At 64.2% G+C, this 14,624-nt stretch carries 15 protein-coding genes; 7 read left to right on the top strand and 8 right to left on the bottom strand.

Features of this window, described 5'->3' with window-relative positions:
• Nucleotides 1-26: 26 nt before the first annotated feature.
• Together GMOLON4_RS02745 and GMOLON4_RS02740 are read left to right on the top strand one after the other, a co-directional pair.
• Nucleotides 27-1,136, top strand: a complete 1,110-nt coding sequence (locus GMOLON4_RS02745) for a hypothetical protein (RefSeq protein WP_026936068.1) — start codon at nucleotides 27-29, stop codon at nucleotides 1,134-1,136.
• A gap of 67 nt (nucleotides 1,137-1,203) precedes the next feature.
• Entirely contained in the window at nucleotides 1,204-3,552 is a 2,349-nt protein-coding gene (locus GMOLON4_RS02740) for an excinuclease ABC subunit UvrA (RefSeq protein WP_035731872.1), read from the top strand.
• Between the two features lie 56 nt (nucleotides 3,553-3,608).
• Here GMOLON4_RS02740 and GMOLON4_RS02735 read toward each other — a convergent pair whose 3' ends face one another.
• Nucleotides 3,609-4,013 (bottom strand): RidA family protein, encoded by a 405-nt coding sequence (locus GMOLON4_RS02735; protein ID WP_026936070.1) that lies wholly within the window; start codon nucleotides 4,011-4,013, stop codon nucleotides 3,609-3,611.
• Between the two features lie 30 nt (nucleotides 4,014-4,043).
• Nucleotides 4,044-4,970: a LysR family transcriptional regulator gene (locus GMOLON4_RS02730; RefSeq protein ID WP_051266209.1), complete on the bottom strand. Its 927-nt coding sequence runs from the start codon at nucleotides 4,968-4,970 to the stop codon at nucleotides 4,044-4,046.
• A gap of 151 nt (nucleotides 4,971-5,121) precedes the next feature.
• Here GMOLON4_RS02730 and hpaD point away from each other — a divergent pair, with 151 nt between their 5' ends.
• Nucleotides 5,122-6,117: a 3,4-dihydroxyphenylacetate 2,3-dioxygenase gene (hpaD, locus tag GMOLON4_RS02725; RefSeq protein WP_026936071.1), complete on the top strand. Its 996-nt coding sequence runs from the start codon at nucleotides 5,122-5,124 to the stop codon at nucleotides 6,115-6,117.
• Nucleotides 6,118-6,199: 82 nt separating this feature from the next.
• Here the strand turns inward: hpaD and GMOLON4_RS02720 are convergent, their stop codons facing one another.
• A complete protein-coding gene (locus GMOLON4_RS02720; RefSeq protein ID WP_084147329.1) occupies nucleotides 6,200-6,823 on the bottom strand; it encodes a TetR/AcrR family transcriptional regulator in 624 nt (207 codons plus the stop codon).
• A 166-nt stretch (nucleotides 6,824-6,989) separates the two neighbouring features.
• On the opposite strand from GMOLON4_RS02720, the gene GMOLON4_RS02715 reads away from it, so the two are divergent.
• Both GMOLON4_RS02715 and GMOLON4_RS02710 read left to right on the top strand, forming a co-directional pair.
• Nucleotides 6,990-7,886, top strand: coding sequence for a VOC family protein (locus GMOLON4_RS02715; RefSeq protein ID WP_026936072.1), 897 nt, complete (start codon nucleotides 6,990-6,992; stop codon nucleotides 7,884-7,886).
• Between the two features lie 102 nt (nucleotides 7,887-7,988).
• Nucleotides 7,989-8,621: a DNA-3-methyladenine glycosylase I gene (locus tag GMOLON4_RS02710; protein ID WP_106486582.1), complete on the top strand. Its 633-nt coding sequence runs from the start codon at nucleotides 7,989-7,991 to the stop codon at nucleotides 8,619-8,621.
• Here the strand turns inward: GMOLON4_RS02710 and GMOLON4_RS02705 are convergent.
• From GMOLON4_RS02705 to GMOLON4_RS02685, 5 genes are all read right to left on the bottom strand, one after another.
• On the bottom strand, nucleotides 8,618-9,184 hold the full coding sequence (locus GMOLON4_RS02705; RefSeq protein ID WP_051266215.1) for a CDP-alcohol phosphatidyltransferase family protein: 567 nt from the start codon (nucleotides 9,182-9,184) through the stop codon (nucleotides 8,618-8,620). The genes GMOLON4_RS02710 and GMOLON4_RS02705 overlap by 4 nt on opposite strands.
• 138 nt (nucleotides 9,185-9,322) lie before the next feature.
• On the bottom strand, nucleotides 9,323-10,258 hold the full coding sequence (locus GMOLON4_RS02700) for an SRPBCC family protein (protein ID WP_322745134.1): 936 nt from the start codon (nucleotides 10,256-10,258) through the stop codon (nucleotides 9,323-9,325).
• Between the two features lie 71 nt (nucleotides 10,259-10,329).
• Complete coding sequence (locus GMOLON4_RS02695; RefSeq protein WP_051266220.1) at nucleotides 10,330-10,692, bottom strand: ArsR/SmtB family transcription factor; 363 nt, start codon at nucleotides 10,690-10,692, stop codon at nucleotides 10,330-10,332.
• Nucleotides 10,693-10,782: 90 nt separating this feature from the next.
• The gene (locus GMOLON4_RS02690; RefSeq protein ID WP_026936075.1) at nucleotides 10,783-12,300 is read right to left on the bottom strand and encodes a CYTH and CHAD domain-containing protein; all 1,518 of its coding nucleotides are present in this window, start codon (nucleotides 12,298-12,300) and stop codon (nucleotides 10,783-10,785) included.
• 42 nt (nucleotides 12,301-12,342) lie between these two features.
• Nucleotides 12,343-12,768, bottom strand: coding sequence for an RNA-binding S4 domain-containing protein (locus GMOLON4_RS02685; protein ID WP_051266224.1), 426 nt, complete (start codon nucleotides 12,766-12,768; stop codon nucleotides 12,343-12,345).
• A 185-nt stretch (nucleotides 12,769-12,953) separates the two neighbouring features.
• Here GMOLON4_RS02685 and GMOLON4_RS02680 point away from each other — a divergent pair, with 185 nt between their 5' ends.
• Entirely contained in the window at nucleotides 12,954-14,288 is a 1,335-nt protein-coding gene (locus tag GMOLON4_RS02680; protein ID WP_026936076.1) for an ammonium transporter, read from the top strand.
• The gene (locus GMOLON4_RS02675; protein ID WP_026936077.1) at nucleotides 14,285-14,623 is read left to right on the top strand and encodes a P-II family nitrogen regulator; all 339 of its coding nucleotides are present in this window, start codon (nucleotides 14,285-14,287) and stop codon (nucleotides 14,621-14,623) included. Before GMOLON4_RS02680 ends, GMOLON4_RS02675 begins: the two co-directional genes overlap by 4 nt.
• The last annotated feature ends 1 nt before the right edge of the window (nucleotide 14,624 follow it).

Here is a 14,624-nt window from a genome sequence, read left to right as displayed (position 1 = left end):
AACCATCGCGCCTTAGCATTCCTCGCATGCGTCGCATTCTGGGATTTGTCGGCATTGCCCTCGTTGTAGCCGGACTCACCTGCTTCGTCATCGAAATCATCGGCGCATTCCGCGTCGAACGAATGCCAGCCTGGTATCTCCCCCTCTGGTCGCTCGTCTTCGTTGCGGGGATTGTCCTCATCCGCATCGCAAGCCGCCAGACGACGCGCATCGTGGATGAGAAGTATCCCGCGCTCAGCGCCCCTGCTACTGTGGCGGCCGTCACCTTCGCCCGTGAAGACGACGATCACGGCAGGTACTTCAACATCGACTTTGTCGTGCATCCCGACGGGCAGCCAAGCTACGACTACCGACACCAGCGCATCCTGAACGCCGACCAACAGCGCGAGTGGAAACCAGGGAAAGTCGTTGCCGTGCGCCGAATATACGGTGGCAAGGGCACAATGGAGATCGATAAGTCGCCGTCTGCGCTGACGAAGGCACGCATCCAGAATGATCCGACACTCGCGGATCGAAGGACTGTCGAGGTGCGCAGCTTCGAGGTCGAAACGCCGGCGCCGTCACGCGAAGGAACCCGCGGCGCCAACGCCGTCGTTCTCGTTGCGGTCGCGCTCGGCCTGGCGGCATCATTCTTGGCGTTCCCCCGCTTTCTCCCGATGATTGCCGAGTCGATGTTCGGCGGCGTGGGCAGCGAGAGCAAGAACCAGCAGGGGCTATTCGCCGAAGGCGGGCTCGAGGATGCTGCGGACCGGCTCGCGCCCTACGTCGAAGACGACGTCTATCGCATCCAGATCGACGGCAACTACATCCTCACTCTCTCAGACCAGGCGGAGCCGGGCACGACGAAGGTAGACACCGTCACGCTGCGCGGGGACCGCATCTACGGCCCGTCCCCACAGGCATTCCGGCCCGATGCCATTGCCGACGAGAACCTCGTTCGACTCGAAAGCGTCCGTTGGGATGTGCTGCCCGAGGCACTCGATGAATGCGAGCGGCACTACGAGGATCCGTCCGCATCCCGAGAAAACGTGACCGGCGCGGCGCACAATGGTGAAATCCTCTGGACCGCCTACTACAGCGGTGATTACGGCACGTTCTCGTGTGCGATCAGCGCAGAAGGTGTGCTGCTCGGTTAGGCGAACGTCAATTCGCGACGGTGCCCGCGCATCTAGACTGTGAGGTCTGACGACTCGAGGAGCCACTGTGAACGATCACGTCGCCGATAACCATAACCTCATCCGTGTGCAGGGTGCGCGCGAAAACAACCTCAAGAACGTGAGCGTCGATATCCCGAAACGCCGCCTCACGGTGTTCACCGGCGTCTCCGGTTCGGGCAAGAGCTCGCTCGTGTTCGGCACGATCGCCGCCGAGTCCCAACGGATGATCAACGAGACCTACAGCGCCTTCGTGCAGGGATTCATGCCCACGCTTGCGCGCCCCGAGGTCGATCACCTCGAGGGGCTTACGACCGCCATCATCGTCGACCAGGAGCGGCTCGGCGCGAATCCCCGCTCGACCCTCGGGACCGCGACGGACGCGAATGCCCTTTTGCGCATCCTGTTCAGCCGACTCGGCGAGCCGCACATCGGCGGGCCGCAGGCGTATGCGTTCAACGTGCCGTCGGCGAGTGGCAGCGGCGCGCTGACCGTCAAGCGTGGCAACAAGATCGCCGAGAAGGCGACGTTTAGCGTCACCGGCGGCATGTGCCCCCGCTGCGAGGGCATGGGGGTCGTCAATGACGTCGACCTCACCGAGATCTACGACGAAAACCTCTCGATCCGCGAGGGCGCGATCAAGGTGCCCGGTTACACCGCCGATGGCTACTACGTGAAGCTGTTCGCGAGCGCGGGCTTCTTCGACGCGGACAAGCCCATCAAGAAGTTCACGAAGCGCGAACTCCACGATTTCCTGTACAAGGAGCCCGTGAAGGTCAAGATGGAGGGCGCCAACATGACCTACGAGGGGCTCATCCCGAAGATTCAGAAGTCGATGCTGTCGAAAGATCGGGATGCGATGCAGAGTCACATTCGCGCGTTCGTCGACCGCGCGGTGACCTTCCAGACGTGCCCGGACTGCGACGGCACTCGACTCGCCGAGGGTGCGCGCAATTCGAAGATTAATGGTGTGAGCATCGCGGATGCGTGCGCCATGCAGCTCACGGACCTCGCGGAGTGGATCCGCGGCCTCGACGAGCCCACCTACGCCCCGCTCATCCAATCGCTCTCGGACTCGCTAGACGCCTTCGTCGACATCGGTCTCGGGTACCTGTCGCTCGACCGCCCGGCGGGCACGCTCTCGGGCGGCGAGGCGCAACGCACGAAGCTCATCCGCCATCTCGGCTCGGCCCTCACAGACGTCACCTACGTCTTCGACGAGCCGACGATCGGCCTCCACCCCCACGACATTCAGCGAATGAACGAACTGCTGCTCCAGTTGCGTGACAAAGGCAACACGGTGCTCGTGGTCGAGCACAAGCCCGAGACGATCGCGATCGCTGACCACGTCGTCGACCTCGGCCCGCTTGCGGGCACGAAGGGTGGCGAGATCACGTTCGAGGGCACGGTCAAGGAGCTCCGCGCGAGCGACACGCTCACGGGCAAGCACTTCGGCTACCGCGCACACCTCAAAGACACGGTGCGCGAGCCTTCCGGGCAGATTGAGATTCGCGGCGCGAGCGCCCACAACCTGCAAGACGTGGATGTGGATGTGCCGCTCGGCGTACTCTGCGTCGTCACCGGTGTGGCGGGTTCGGGGAAGAGCTCCCTTATCGAGGGTTCGATGCCGAAGGACGAGGCGGTCTTCATCGACCAGAGCGCGATCCGCGGTTCGCGGCGCAGCAACCCCGCGACCTACACGGGCGTGCTGGAGCCGATCCGGAAGGCCTTCGCGAAGGCGAACGGGGTGAAGCCCGCCCTGTTCAGCTCGAACTCCGAGGGAGCCTGCCCGACCTGTAAGGGCATCGGCCTCGTCTTCACCGAACTCGGCTTCATGGCCACCGTCTCGACCGTGTGCGACGAGTGCGAGGGCAAGCGTTTCCAGGCGTCAGTGCTCGAGTACAAGCTCGGCGGCCTCGATATCAGCGAGGTGCTGAGCCTGCCGGTCGCGGAGGCGCGCGAATTCTTCGCGGACGGCGAGGCCAAGACCCCGGCCGCGGCGAAGACGCTCGGGCACCTGGTGGATGTGGGGCTCGGCTACCTGACGCTCGGCCAGCCCCTGTCGACGCTCTCGGGCGGCGAGCGCCAGCGCATCAAGCTCGCCACGAAGCTCGGAGAGAAGGGGGGCACCTACGTGCTCGATGAGCCGACGACCGGGCTCCACCTTGCCGATGTCGAGAACTTGCTCGCCTTGCTCGATCGCCTCGTGGATGCGGGGAAGTCGGTCATCGTGATCGAGCATCACCAGGCGGTCATGGCCCACGCCGACTGGATCATCGATCTCGGCCCGGGCGCCGGCTCCGACGGTGGCCGCGTCGTGTTCGAGGGGACTCCCCGCGGCCTCGTCGAGGATGCACGCACCCTTACGGGGCAACACCTCGCCGAATACGTGCAGTAACGCTCGCGGACCTTGAGTAGCGGCGCAGCCGCGTATCGAAAGGGCCCGAGCGAACCCTACTCCGGCAGCACCGCAACTAGATCCACTTGGATGAGCGACCCCCGGTCCAGCTGCGCGGCCATCACCTGGCGCGCCGGTCGGCTCACGGGGTCCGGAAACATCTCGAGCCACTGCTCATTGAGCGCGGCTCGATCTCGGTAGTCGACCAGCGACACGTTGAGTTTGATGATGTGCTCCGGTCCCCCACCAGCCGCAGTCATCACGTTCCGCACGTGGCGAAACGCGTTGCGGCACTGTGCGGCGAGATCCTCGCCCATCTCCCCGCTCCCAGGGTCTCGTCCGGTCAGTACGCCCGAGAACACAAACGGCCCGATCCGGCTCGCGGCCGGGATCGGGTTCTCATGGCTAAACCCCGGTGCGTAGATGCTGGTGCGCGTGTAGTCGGCTGCGTCTTGCATCATTCGGTACTCCTTTGAAATTTTGAAATCAATTCAGTGTTGGTCGAAGTCGTGTGTCGAATCGCCCTCGAGCGTGCGAAGAATCCGGGCCACGGCCGAGTTCGCGCCTGCCGCTCCCTTCCGCGTGAGCGCGAGTGCCGTCAGCGGCACCGGTGCCGGATCGAGCTCTCGAATCTCGACGTCGAACCTCGCGAGGCTCGCTCGATCCGGATCGGGCAGGATGGCCTCTGCTAGTCCCGCCTCGATGAGCGGGAGGCAGGTCTGAATCGTCTCGCTCGTGCGCATCGAGCTCGGATGCACGCCCTCCGCCCGCAGCGCGGCCTCGACCGACTCGGGGAGGCTCGGCACTGCGGCAGTGCGGTCCGGGAGGACGAGGTTTCGACCTTCGAACCACGTTAGTGGCAGCGGCGATTGCGCCCTGGTCCTCGGCGGCAGGACTCCGACCAGGGGGATCTCGCCCCACTCAAGGATGTCGTAACTCCCCCGATGGCGGGCGATGAAGCGCTCGGGTTGCGCAACCATGATCGCCGCGAGATCGACCGTGCCGCGCTCGAGCATCTCGACCGCCGTCCACGGGGGCGGGTCGACAATCGACACCTCGACCTGCGGTGCCGCATCCGCGAAGGCCCGAAGCACCCGCGGCAGCCGGTGCCACATGAGCACCGGCACGACGGCGAGACGCAGTGTCCCCGCCATGCCGGAACCGAACCGGCCGAGTGTCTCGACCATGTCATCCATCTCGGCGAGCACTCGCGAGGCGGCGTCGAGGAGGTATCGCCCCGCGCTTGTCGGCTCGACGCCGCGGTGTGAGCGCTGCAGCAGCTGCACCCCGGCCTCGGCCTCGAGCTTGGCGATTGCGACGCTGAGGGGCGGCTGCGAAATATGCAGCGCGGCCGCCGCGGCCGTGAACGAGCCCGATTCAACGACGGCGGTGAAGTATCGCAGGTGACGCAGCTCCATAGCGATAACACTAGCGAATAAGCAGTTTCATACCTGTTAGCTATAGCCATCCGGTATGCCCCACCCATGCAGTTAATAGTTCCGCGCGAGGCGCTTCGTTGGAATGCTCAGTGACAGAACCACCAAGCGAATCACGAAATTGGAGTCACCAATGCTGCCGACCACCAACCACAACCCCGCGTTCAACATCACGCGGGCGAGCCACGTCTCACTCGCCGTCACGGATCTCGAGCGTAGCCGCGACTTCTACCGCGACGTCTGCGGCCTCGTCGTCACCGCCGAAACTGACACTCACGTCTACTTCCGCGGCCTCGAGGAGGCGGCACACCACTCGCTCGTCCTCGAACTTGCCGACCAGCCCAAGGCCCTCCACGTCGGTTTCCGCGTCCGCACCGACGACGACATCGTGGCCGCCGAGCAGTTTTGCAAGGACAACAACCTCGACTACCAGCGCATCGAGAAGGACCACCAGGGGCCGACCATCCAGTTCCGCGACCCGGTCGGGACGCACATGGAATTCACCTCGTCGATGGACGTGGTCGAGCGCAAGATGCAGAACTTCAACGAGTTCGTCGCGGGCGCGCCGCAGCGCCTCGACCACTACCAGGTCGTGACCTACGACGTGCAGAAGGCCACCGACTTCTGGACCGGCCTCGGGATGCGGATGTCCGAGTACACCGCCAAGGACGGCACGGACGAGCTCTGGGGCAGCTGGATGGAGGTCAAGGGAAACACCCACGACCTCGTATTCACGAACGGTCGCGGCCCGCGCCTCCACCACTACGCGTTTGCGGTTCCGGACGGTGCATCGCTGATCCATGCCGCGGATGTCGCGGGAGCGCTCGGCGCGGGCGACGAGATTGACCGTGGGCCTGGACGCCACGGCATCAGCAACGCGCTGTTCCTGTACCTCCGGGACCCGGACCAGCACCGCATCGAGCTCTTCAACACCCACTACCAGTTCATCGACCTCGAGACCCCGCCGATCCGCTGGGACATCTCGAACCCCCGCCGCGCGCAGCTTTGGGGGATGCCCGCATCCCGCCGGTGGTTCTTCGAGGCGAGCGAATTCCCCGGCGAGGAGGTCCATGAACCGGTTCTCCAGGCGACCCCGGACACGCTCGAGGACTATCTCGGCATTCACTAGTCCGAGGTAGTCTGCCCGGGCGCCTGAGCCTTCGAGCTTTGGGTGCCTGGGCTTTTCGGGAGTTTTGGCCTCCGGGCGAAGGCTAGGCGTGTGCTTTCGGAATCCTCGCGAGGTACATCTCTAGCCCGCCGAATACCGGCGCGAGCGCCTCGTCGTAGCCCTTCAAGAGGTCCTCGATGTTGGTATTCCCGCTCAATACCCAGTGGCGTAGGAACGCACGGAATGCGCCACGTAACGTGCCCGCCATTGCATCGGGAATCAAGCTCGCCGCCGGGGCTTTTGAGCGATCCCGGATGTACTCCGCCACGGTCGATTCCCACTCGCCCCAGTGAATGAGCGTGAGGGCGCGCTGCTCGTCCGTATTCTGAAATCTAAACCGACGCAACCACGATTCCACGTGCTCTGTCTCCGCCACAATAAGCTCACGAATGCCCTCACGGAGCGTTGGCAAGATGGGTGCGTCCGCCGGTTGGCTGCGCAGCATCTCTTTCATCGCTTGCACGTGCCCCTCGAACGCGCCCCAAAGAATGTCATTCTTCGAGGTGAAGTATCGAAAGAAGCTGGTCTTGCTCATCTGGCATGCTTCGGCGATATCAACCACGGTCGTGTTTTCAATCCCACGCTCCTCGAAGAGTGTCATCGCGACATCTTCGACAGCGTCTCGGGTCGTCACCGGGGGCCGGCCGCGGCCTCTCGTCTGTTCCATGCCCCTAGACAATCACGACTTTGCTGACCGGATGCCACAACTTGGGCGCGAGGCGAACGCTCTCCCAGGTTCCTCGCCCCAAAATCCATGCGGAATTCTTAGGCTGAAGTCCTCGCAGCGTACCGATCGCAGCCAGCGATCCGCCGCTTGAGTGTTGGGAGCAGCCATGCAATTCATTACCCCAAGCCTATGGTTCAACGGCAATGCGAGTGAGGCGGTGGAGGATTATCTCGAGGCCTTTTCCGATTCGCGAGTGCTCGCAACCCACTACTACCCGTCCGAGAACCTCCTCGATTTTCAGCGGGATATGGCCGGCAAAGTGCTATCGATCGAATTCCACCTCGGCGGTCTCGACTTCGTCGCGATTAATGCGGGTGATGAATTCCGCCCGAATCCCGCGCTCTCTTTTATGGTGAATTTTGATCCCTCGATCACGTCAAACGCCGAGGAGCAGCTCCGCACGCTGTGGGCTCGACTGGTCGACGGCGGCGAAATCCTTATGGAACTCGACTCGTATCCTTTTAGCAAGCTTTATGGCTGGGTCGAAGACAAATATGGCGTCAACTGGCAATTAATCCTCACAAATCCGGAGGGTGAACCGCGGCCGCACATCATTCCGAGTTTCCTCTTCGGCGGCGAAAACGTGAATCGCGCCCGCGCGGCGGTCGAGCGCTGGACGTCAGTGTTCCCGGACTCGAAGCTCGGTACCACTGCCGAATACCCGGAGCAGACGGGGCCAGCCGAGGCGGGATCGCTCATGTTTAGCGAGTTCACGCTTGGTGGTCAGTGGTTTACCGCGATGGACAGTGGCGTGGAGTCAAATATCACCTTCACCGAGGGTGTGTCCCTGCAGGTGAACTGCGCGGACCAGGCCGAGATTGACCGTTACTGGGATGGGCTCTCTCGCGTCCCCGAGTCGGAGGTTTGCGGCTGGTGCAAAGACGAGTTCGGGGTGAGCTGGCAGATCATTCCCACGAACCTGACCGAACTCATGGCCAAGCCGCGGGGCTACGAGACGTTTATGGCCATGAAGAAGATCGAGATCGACCAGTTCGGCTCGTAGGTACGAATAGTAGGTACGAAGAAGTTCACGGTTCTCCACAGTTCCGCTGGCTGTGGAGGGCTGCCGCGCGGTCGCAATATTGGACCTAGCCTTGGCTGCATGATGAATGACGCACAGGATGCACAGCACGCACAGGGTGCACAGGATGCTCCGGGAGCCGCGACGGTGGACCGCGTCCGATGCGAATGGGCAAACGGAACGCTCACCTACACGGAGTACCACGACGAAGAGTGGGGCGTGCCACTCCACGGCGATCGCGATCTCTTCGAACGGATCGCGCTCGAGGGTTTTCAGGCCGGCCTGTCGTGGATCACGATCCTCAATAAGCGGCCGCGATTTCGTGAGGTGTTTGCCGATTTTGACCCCGCGATTGTCGCCGCATTTGGCGACGACGAGGTGGAGCAGCTCATGGGCGATCCCGGAATCATCCGCAATCGACAAAAGATCCAGGCCACGATTCACAACGCGGGGCTCGTCAATGCGATGGCGCCCGGGGAGCTTGATGCGCTCCTGTGGTCATTCGCGCCCGAGCCCCGCGAGCGCCCGCTGAGCGCGGGTGAGGTCCCCGCAACTACCCCGGAGTCGATCGCATTGAGCAAGGAGCTGCGTCGACGCGGCTTCAAGTTTGTCGGCCCCACGACGATGTATGCGCTCATGCAGGCGACGGGAATGGTCGATGATCACGTCGAGGGCTGCTGGCGCGCGCAGGAGCCCGAGCGCATCGAGCGCGGCTAGCCGCGGACCGCCCGCTGTCGCCTCGGACGGGTCCGGAAGGCGTCGACGACATACTTGGCGCCGCAGTAGACGTGAAGGACCACGCCGACGAGCGTCGTCGCACGACCGAATTTCCCGAGCTCCGGGTACCCGCTTCGCTCCGCCACGAGCGCAGTCATCCCCACGAACATGACGAGGCTGCGGAGCTTGCCTACCTTGCTCACGTGGATGCGCCCCTCGAGCGCCGCTTTTCCGGCGCCCAGGGCAGCCACGACATCCGTGCCGGCGATCGTCGCGGTGGCCACCGCCGGCAGCGAGCCCGAGGCGGTCAATGCCGTCGCAACCGCGGCGATTCCGGTACGGTCCGCGATCGGATCGATGATCTCTCCCAGCCGCGACTGCTGATCAAAGCGCCGTGCGAACCAGCCGTCGACCCAGTCGGTCGAGGCCCACAGCGCGGTCAGCGTGAACGTGCTGTGCTTCGGCTCTGGCGCAAGAATGCCTTTTACGACCGGCACGAGCAGGGCCATCCGGGAGACGGTGATCAGGTTGGGAACGGTAAGAACCCGTAGCTTGCGCGCCATAGTGCTCCTTGTGCGATGCGTGGGCCCGCTTGGCAACCGACGGCCGGCGAGCGAGTCATATGTTCTCGCCAGCGTATCGATCGAACATCACCCGTAGTTGAACGACACTCGTTGTTTAGCCAAGCGGGCCACGATTCGTTATGCCGCGAGCACCTCGCGCTCGAGGCGTTGGTAGCCAATCTCCATGCCATCCACCATGCCGGTGCCAATGACCATCTCACGCAGCTCGGCGGAGGGGTAGGTGATGTGGAGGGTGAGGAGCGTCCCATCGGCGACCGGCGTCAGCGTCAGCTCATTGCGAGCCGGTGGACCAGCCATCCCGATCATGTTCTCGGTCGTTACCTCGCGGTAGGGCGCATTGATCTCGAGTAGCTCGCCCTCGAAGCCGAATCGCTCACCCTCCGCTGTCGTCGGCTCCCACTCGAAGCGATACTGTGAGCCAACCTCTTCGGCCATATCGGCGACGACCAAGGCCCAACCGTCGGGACCCAGGTTCCAACGCTTGAGCCGACTGGGTTCGTGGTGCGCGGCCCACACCTGGTCGACCGAGCCGTGGATGATCCGGCTCACGCGGGCCTGCGTGTCACCTACAAGCGCAATCGACGCAGGCATCTCGGCCGCGTAGGAGCGCAGGTCGGTGATGACCGCATCCATCTGGCTCATTGCCGAAGCGGTCCCCTCTTCCATACCCTGCTCCACGAGCGACTTGAGTTCCTCCAGGCTGCTGAAGTGCGTCGTCATATCCAAGCGGGAGCCAGCGGCGGTCTCAGAGAACTCGAAGACCATGCGCATCGAGGGCGCCTCGCGATTCGGCGCGCCGTCCTCAAGCGCAAAGCCGTCGAGCACCTCAAACGAATGCCCAGGGTCGACCTTGAGGAACTCCCAATAGCCCCGCGAAATCTCGCCCTCCGGGCCGCTCATGTAGTAATTGGTGATCCCGCCCGGGTACATGTCGTGGCGGGTGACAGTCGCGGGCCAGCCGACTGGGCCCCAAAACCTCTCGAGCTGACGAGGGTCGGCGTAGGCCTCCCACAGTCTGCTCACGGGCGCCGCGAATTCGGCGACGATGGTCATAGTGAGTGCGTCGGTATCTTTAGAAATGCTGGTTACTGGCATGGTCTTGTCCAATCTGGTGCGTGTCAGTCTTAGTCGAGCAGGGCATCGAGTCGGTCAATGCGTCCTCGCCACAGCGCCTCGTATCGCTCGAGGAGTGACTGAGCTTGGCGGATGGTTTCGGGATTACCGCGAACGAGTCGCTCGCGGCCTTGGGGGTGCTTCGTCACGAGCCCGGCTCCGGTGAGCACGGTCACGTGTTTCTGCACCGCCGCGAACGACATGTCGTAGTCCGCGGCGAGGTCGGAGACGGTCAACGCCGCCGCGAGTGTCCGGCGCACGATGTCCCGCCGAGTCGAGTCGGCGAGCGCCCGGAATACCCGGTCGATCTCCGCCTCGCTCAGCGACCCCGCGTCGTAGCGGGATGCATCCGGAACAGATTGATATGAAACCATTTGGTTGTACGTTACGCCCGGTGCAAGCGCGGGTCAATAGCCCGGCTGCGGCTCACACCGGAACCGCAGCCAACCCCCAGAAACCTCGGACTAATCGTCGAGCACTTCGGCAAGCAACGTGCGCCCCCGCAAGAGCGCCGCATCCCGCTTCTCGCCGAGCTTTGCCCGCAGTAGCACATACGTGTCTACCGGCTCATCGGTACGACGCGCGGCCGACTCGAACGTGCCGAGCTGCTCCTGCAAAATCACGCAGTCCTGCACCTCGCCGAAGGCGCTCGTGACCTTCTTCCATTTCTCACGCCGACGCTCAGCACCTTTCGACCCGATCCCGGCCAGCACCTCGTGAGCGTAGCGTGCGCCCTTGGCGCCCTTCCGCACTTCGTGCCACCCCTCGAGCGCCTCGGGATGCTTCTTGGCCGCCTTGTTCCGCTGCGCAGTCTTCGCGACGGACTCCCCCGCGAGCCGGTCGAGCGTGACGCGCGCGGGCCGCCGCCCGGCGCTCGTCGCTGGCACCTCGACGATGAACTCGGTGGCGGATGCGAAGACCGAGTCCCAGCGCGGCGACGCCATGGCCACAAGCAGCTTGCCGAACTCTCGGTCGTGCCGCTCGGCAAGCTCGGTTTGGATGCGCGCCCGCACGGGCCCGACGAGCTGCTCCGGTTCAAGCGAGTCGAGCAGCTCGATCAGCTCGGACTGGATAACCTCGGCATCGCGCGGACCACCCAGCTTCTCGCCCGCCCAGCGGAGCTCATCCCGAAGTCTGTCCGCGTCACCCCGGTCAAACACCTTGCGATAGACCTGCAGGATGCTCCGCATCCGACGCAACGCCACTCGCGCCTGGTGGACGGCGTCGGGCTCGTCGTTCGCGACCGCACCCTCGAGCGCCTGAAATCGCCCAAAGTGTTCGGCGAGGGCCGCGAGTGCGACCTCGACAGCCGCCGAATCCGCATCCGGTCGCTCGAGCGGCGGCACATCTGCGAGGATGTGTCCGAGCTTCGAGGCGGATGGCGATCGCTCGATGCCAGCGGCGCCGAGAAGTTCCTCGATGCCGCCAAAGGTCGACTCGGGCTCGGATGCGGCGAGTTCGACCTCCACCTCCGCCCAGACCTCGTGCACGTTCACGTCGCTGCGCAGGACGGTGGCGTCGACGACGTCGGCGACGATCTCCGCCCGCGCGGAACCGTCTTCGCCGTACAGCTCCGTTGTCGTTCGCTCGGTGCGAATCCGCACCACCGGGAGGAGCGGCTTCTCCCCCACGATTTCCGCAACCTCGGCGCGCAGTGCAATCGGGATGCGCCGACCACGCTTGAGCGGCATGCGCGTCTCGTGCCGTGCATCACCCGTGCCGGGTGTCTTAAGATGCCACCCCGCGTCATCGCCGCCGGTACGTCGGCGGAGCGTGATGTGCGCGTTCAAGAGTGCCAAGTCAGGCGTGTCGTAATAGTCGGCCACGAGGATGTCGAATCGCTCGGGCGAGGCCGCGCCGAGCTGGTCGAGCTCTGGAACACGGACACCCTTCGGTACGGCGTACTTCCGCTCAATTTCGACCTGACGGTCGATATCTTCGGCAGAGAATTGCCCGGTGGTGGATGCGTTCGACGACGTCATGCCTCAACGCTACGCCAGCATCCTGCACGGTCACGACACCGGCTACTCGCCTCTGTCCCGGAGCTGATCGAGCCCAGGCCAGTCATCACGACCGTCCCGCTCGCTGCGCCCGAGGAGTCGATCGATCTCGCGCCGATCACGCTTTGTTGGGCGACCGAGGCCGCGATCGCGACGGGCGATCGGGGCGCTGAATTCGCGCGGCGGTCGGGGCGGCGACTTGTCTTCGTAGGCCGTGGCCGCGAGTGGCGCACCGACGCGCTTCGACAGCAGTTCCTTGACAACGAGGACCCGATCGAACCCCTCGATTCGAATTCGGACCTCGTCGCCAATCTTGACGCCATACGAGGCCTTGTGATGCTCGCCGTTCACGCGCACCTTGCCCCCTCGGACGGCGCTCGTCGCCATCGACCGGGTCTTGAAGACTCGCACGGACCACAACCACACATCTAGGCGAACGGAATCACTCATCGTGCCCCAATCGTAGGGGCTACCCCACGCTCAGGAGCAAAGTTGCACGATCCATGCATCCACTGTCAGATTCTCCACGCAATTTACAGTTGACACGACTGTCGCCTGGCAGATACTTTTGTCTCACCTGAGGGGACAGCCGCATTTCGGTGAGTTCCCGACTGTTCACGAACAAGGAGGATGAAATGACCGCAGCAGATGTATCTGCCGGAGACACCGCGTGGGTGCTCATAAGCGCCGCGCTCGTGTTGATGATGACCCCCGGCCTCGCATTCTTCTATGGCGGAATGGTGCGCGCGAAGAGCGTGCTGAACATGGTGATGATGTCGATCGTCACGATGGGCCTCATCGGGGTCCTCTGGGTGCTCGTCGGCTTCTCGCTCGTCTTCGGCGAATCGATAGGCGGCGTCATCGGCAACCCGTTCGACTTCGCCGGTCTGACGGCAATCATGAGTCCCGACGCCGTCGTTGGTGGCGTTCCCGTACTGATCTTCGCGGGGTTCCAGGCAGCGTTCGCCATCATCGCGGTCGCCCTCGTCAGCGGCGCAGTCGCCGATCGTATGAAGTTCTCGGCGTGGGTCGTCTTCGCGATCGTCTGGGCGCTGCTTGTCTACTTCCCCGCCGCCCACTGGGTCTTCGCCTTTGACGACTCGGTCTCGGCACACGGTGGTTTCATCGCGAACACGCTCGGCGCGATCGACTTTGCCGGCGGTACGGCCATCCACATCAACGCCGGTGCGGCAGCCCTCGCGCTGTGTCTCGTGCTCGGCCCGCGCATGGGCTTCGGCAAGACCCCGATGCGTCCCCACAACCTGCCGCTCGTCATGCTCGGCGCCGCGCTCCTGTGGATCGGCTGGTTCGGCTTCAACGCGGGCTCGGCGCTCGGCGCGAACGGCACCGCCTCGCTGGCCTGGGTCAACACCCTCGCCGCCCCGGCAGGGGCGCTGCTGGCCTGGCTGCTGGCCGAACGGATCCGCGACGGGAAGCCGACCTCGCTCGGCGCCGCCTCCGGTATCGTCGCGGGCCTCGTGGGCATCACCCCGGCCGCCGCTTCGGTGAGCCCCCTCGGGGCGATCGTCATCGGCATTCTCGCCGGTGTCGGCTCGGCGCTCGCCATCGGCCTCAAGACGAAGCTCGGCTACGACGACTCCCTCGACGTCGTAGGCGTCCACCTCGTTGCGGGCCTCATCGGCACCCTCGCGATCGGCTTCCTCGCCGACCCGGCCACCCCGACCGGCGCAGCAGGCCTGTTCTACGGCGGTGGGCTCGGTTTGTTCGGCACCCAGGCGGTCAGCGCCTTCATCGTGCTCGCATATAGCTTCCTTGTCACCGGCCTCATCGCGATCGTGCTGAAGAAGACCATGGGCCTTCGCGTCAGTGCCAAGGCCGAGTCTGCCGGAATCGATGTCGCTGAGCACGCCGAGTCGGGCTACGACTTCTCGCAGGTCCCCTACTCCGCACAGAACATCAAGAGCACCATCGTCATCCCCGCCCCACAGAAAGAAGAGGCCAGCAAGTGAAACTCATCACCGCGATCCTCCAGCCCGCCGTCCTGACAGAGGTTCAGGTCGCCCTCGCACAACACGGCATCACCGGTATGACCGTCAGCGAGTGCGCTGGCTATGGCCGCCAAAACGGCCACCGCGAGGTTTACCGCGGGGCCGAATACACGATCGACTTCGTTGCAAAGGCGCGGCTCGAGCTCCTCGTCACCGATGAGGCGTCGGAGGCGGTAATCCGAGTCATCACCGACACTGCCCACACGGGCAACGTCGGCGACGGCAAGATCTGGTCAACCCCCGCGGATGACATTGTGCGCATCCGTACCGGCGAGCGCGGCGACGCGGCGCTCTAGG

This window comes from Gulosibacter molinativorax (assembly GCF_003010915.2).
GTDB lineage: Bacteria > Actinomycetota > Actinomycetes > Actinomycetales > Microbacteriaceae > Gulosibacter > Gulosibacter molinativorax.
The sequence above is the reverse complement of the archived record's forward strand: the minus strand, read 5'-3'. Positions and strand labels throughout refer to the sequence as shown.

Bases quoted from the DNA above. Each gene is read 5' to 3' on its own strand.
- GMOLON4_RS02695 (WP_051266220.1), bottom strand. From the start codon at position 10,692: ATGGTTTCATATCAATCTGTTCCGGATGCATCCCGCTACGACGCGGGG.
- GMOLON4_RS02730 (WP_051266209.1), bottom strand. From the start codon at position 4,970: ATGGAGCTGCGTCACCTGCGATACTTCACCGCCGTCGTTGAATCGGGC.
- GMOLON4_RS02680 (WP_026936076.1), top strand. From the start codon at position 12,954: ATGACCGCAGCAGATGTATCTGCCGGAGACACCGCGTGGGTGCTCATA.
- GMOLON4_RS02745 (WP_026936068.1), top strand. From the start codon at position 27: ATGCGTCGCATTCTGGGATTTGTCGGCATTGCCCTCGTTGTAGCCGGA.
- GMOLON4_RS02690 (WP_026936075.1), bottom strand. From the start codon at position 12,300: ATGACGTCGTCGAACGCATCCACCACCGGGCAATTCTCTGCCGAAGAT.
- GMOLON4_RS02715 (WP_026936072.1), top strand. From the start codon at position 6,990: ATGCAATTCATTACCCCAAGCCTATGGTTCAACGGCAATGCGAGTGAG.
- GMOLON4_RS02705 (WP_051266215.1), bottom strand. From the start codon at position 9,184: ATGGCGCGCAAGCTACGGGTTCTTACCGTTCCCAACCTGATCACCGTC.
- GMOLON4_RS02685 (WP_051266224.1), bottom strand. From the start codon at position 12,768: ATGAGTGATTCCGTTCGCCTAGATGTGTGGTTGTGGTCCGTGCGAGTC.
- hpaD (WP_026936071.1), top strand. From the start codon at position 5,122: ATGCTGCCGACCACCAACCACAACCCCGCGTTCAACATCACGCGGGCG.
- GMOLON4_RS02700 (WP_322745134.1), bottom strand. From the start codon at position 10,258: ATGACCATCGTCGCCGAATTCGCGGCGCCCGTGAGCAGACTGTGGGAG.
- GMOLON4_RS02735 (WP_026936070.1), bottom strand. From the start codon at position 4,013: ATGATGCAAGACGCAGCCGACTACACGCGCACCAGCATCTACGCACCG.
- GMOLON4_RS02710 (WP_106486582.1), top strand. From the start codon at position 7,989: ATGAATGACGCACAGGATGCACAGCACGCACAGGGTGCACAGGATGCT.
- GMOLON4_RS02720 (WP_084147329.1), bottom strand. From the start codon at position 6,823: ATGGAACAGACGAGAGGCCGCGGCCGGCCCCCGGTGACGACCCGAGAC.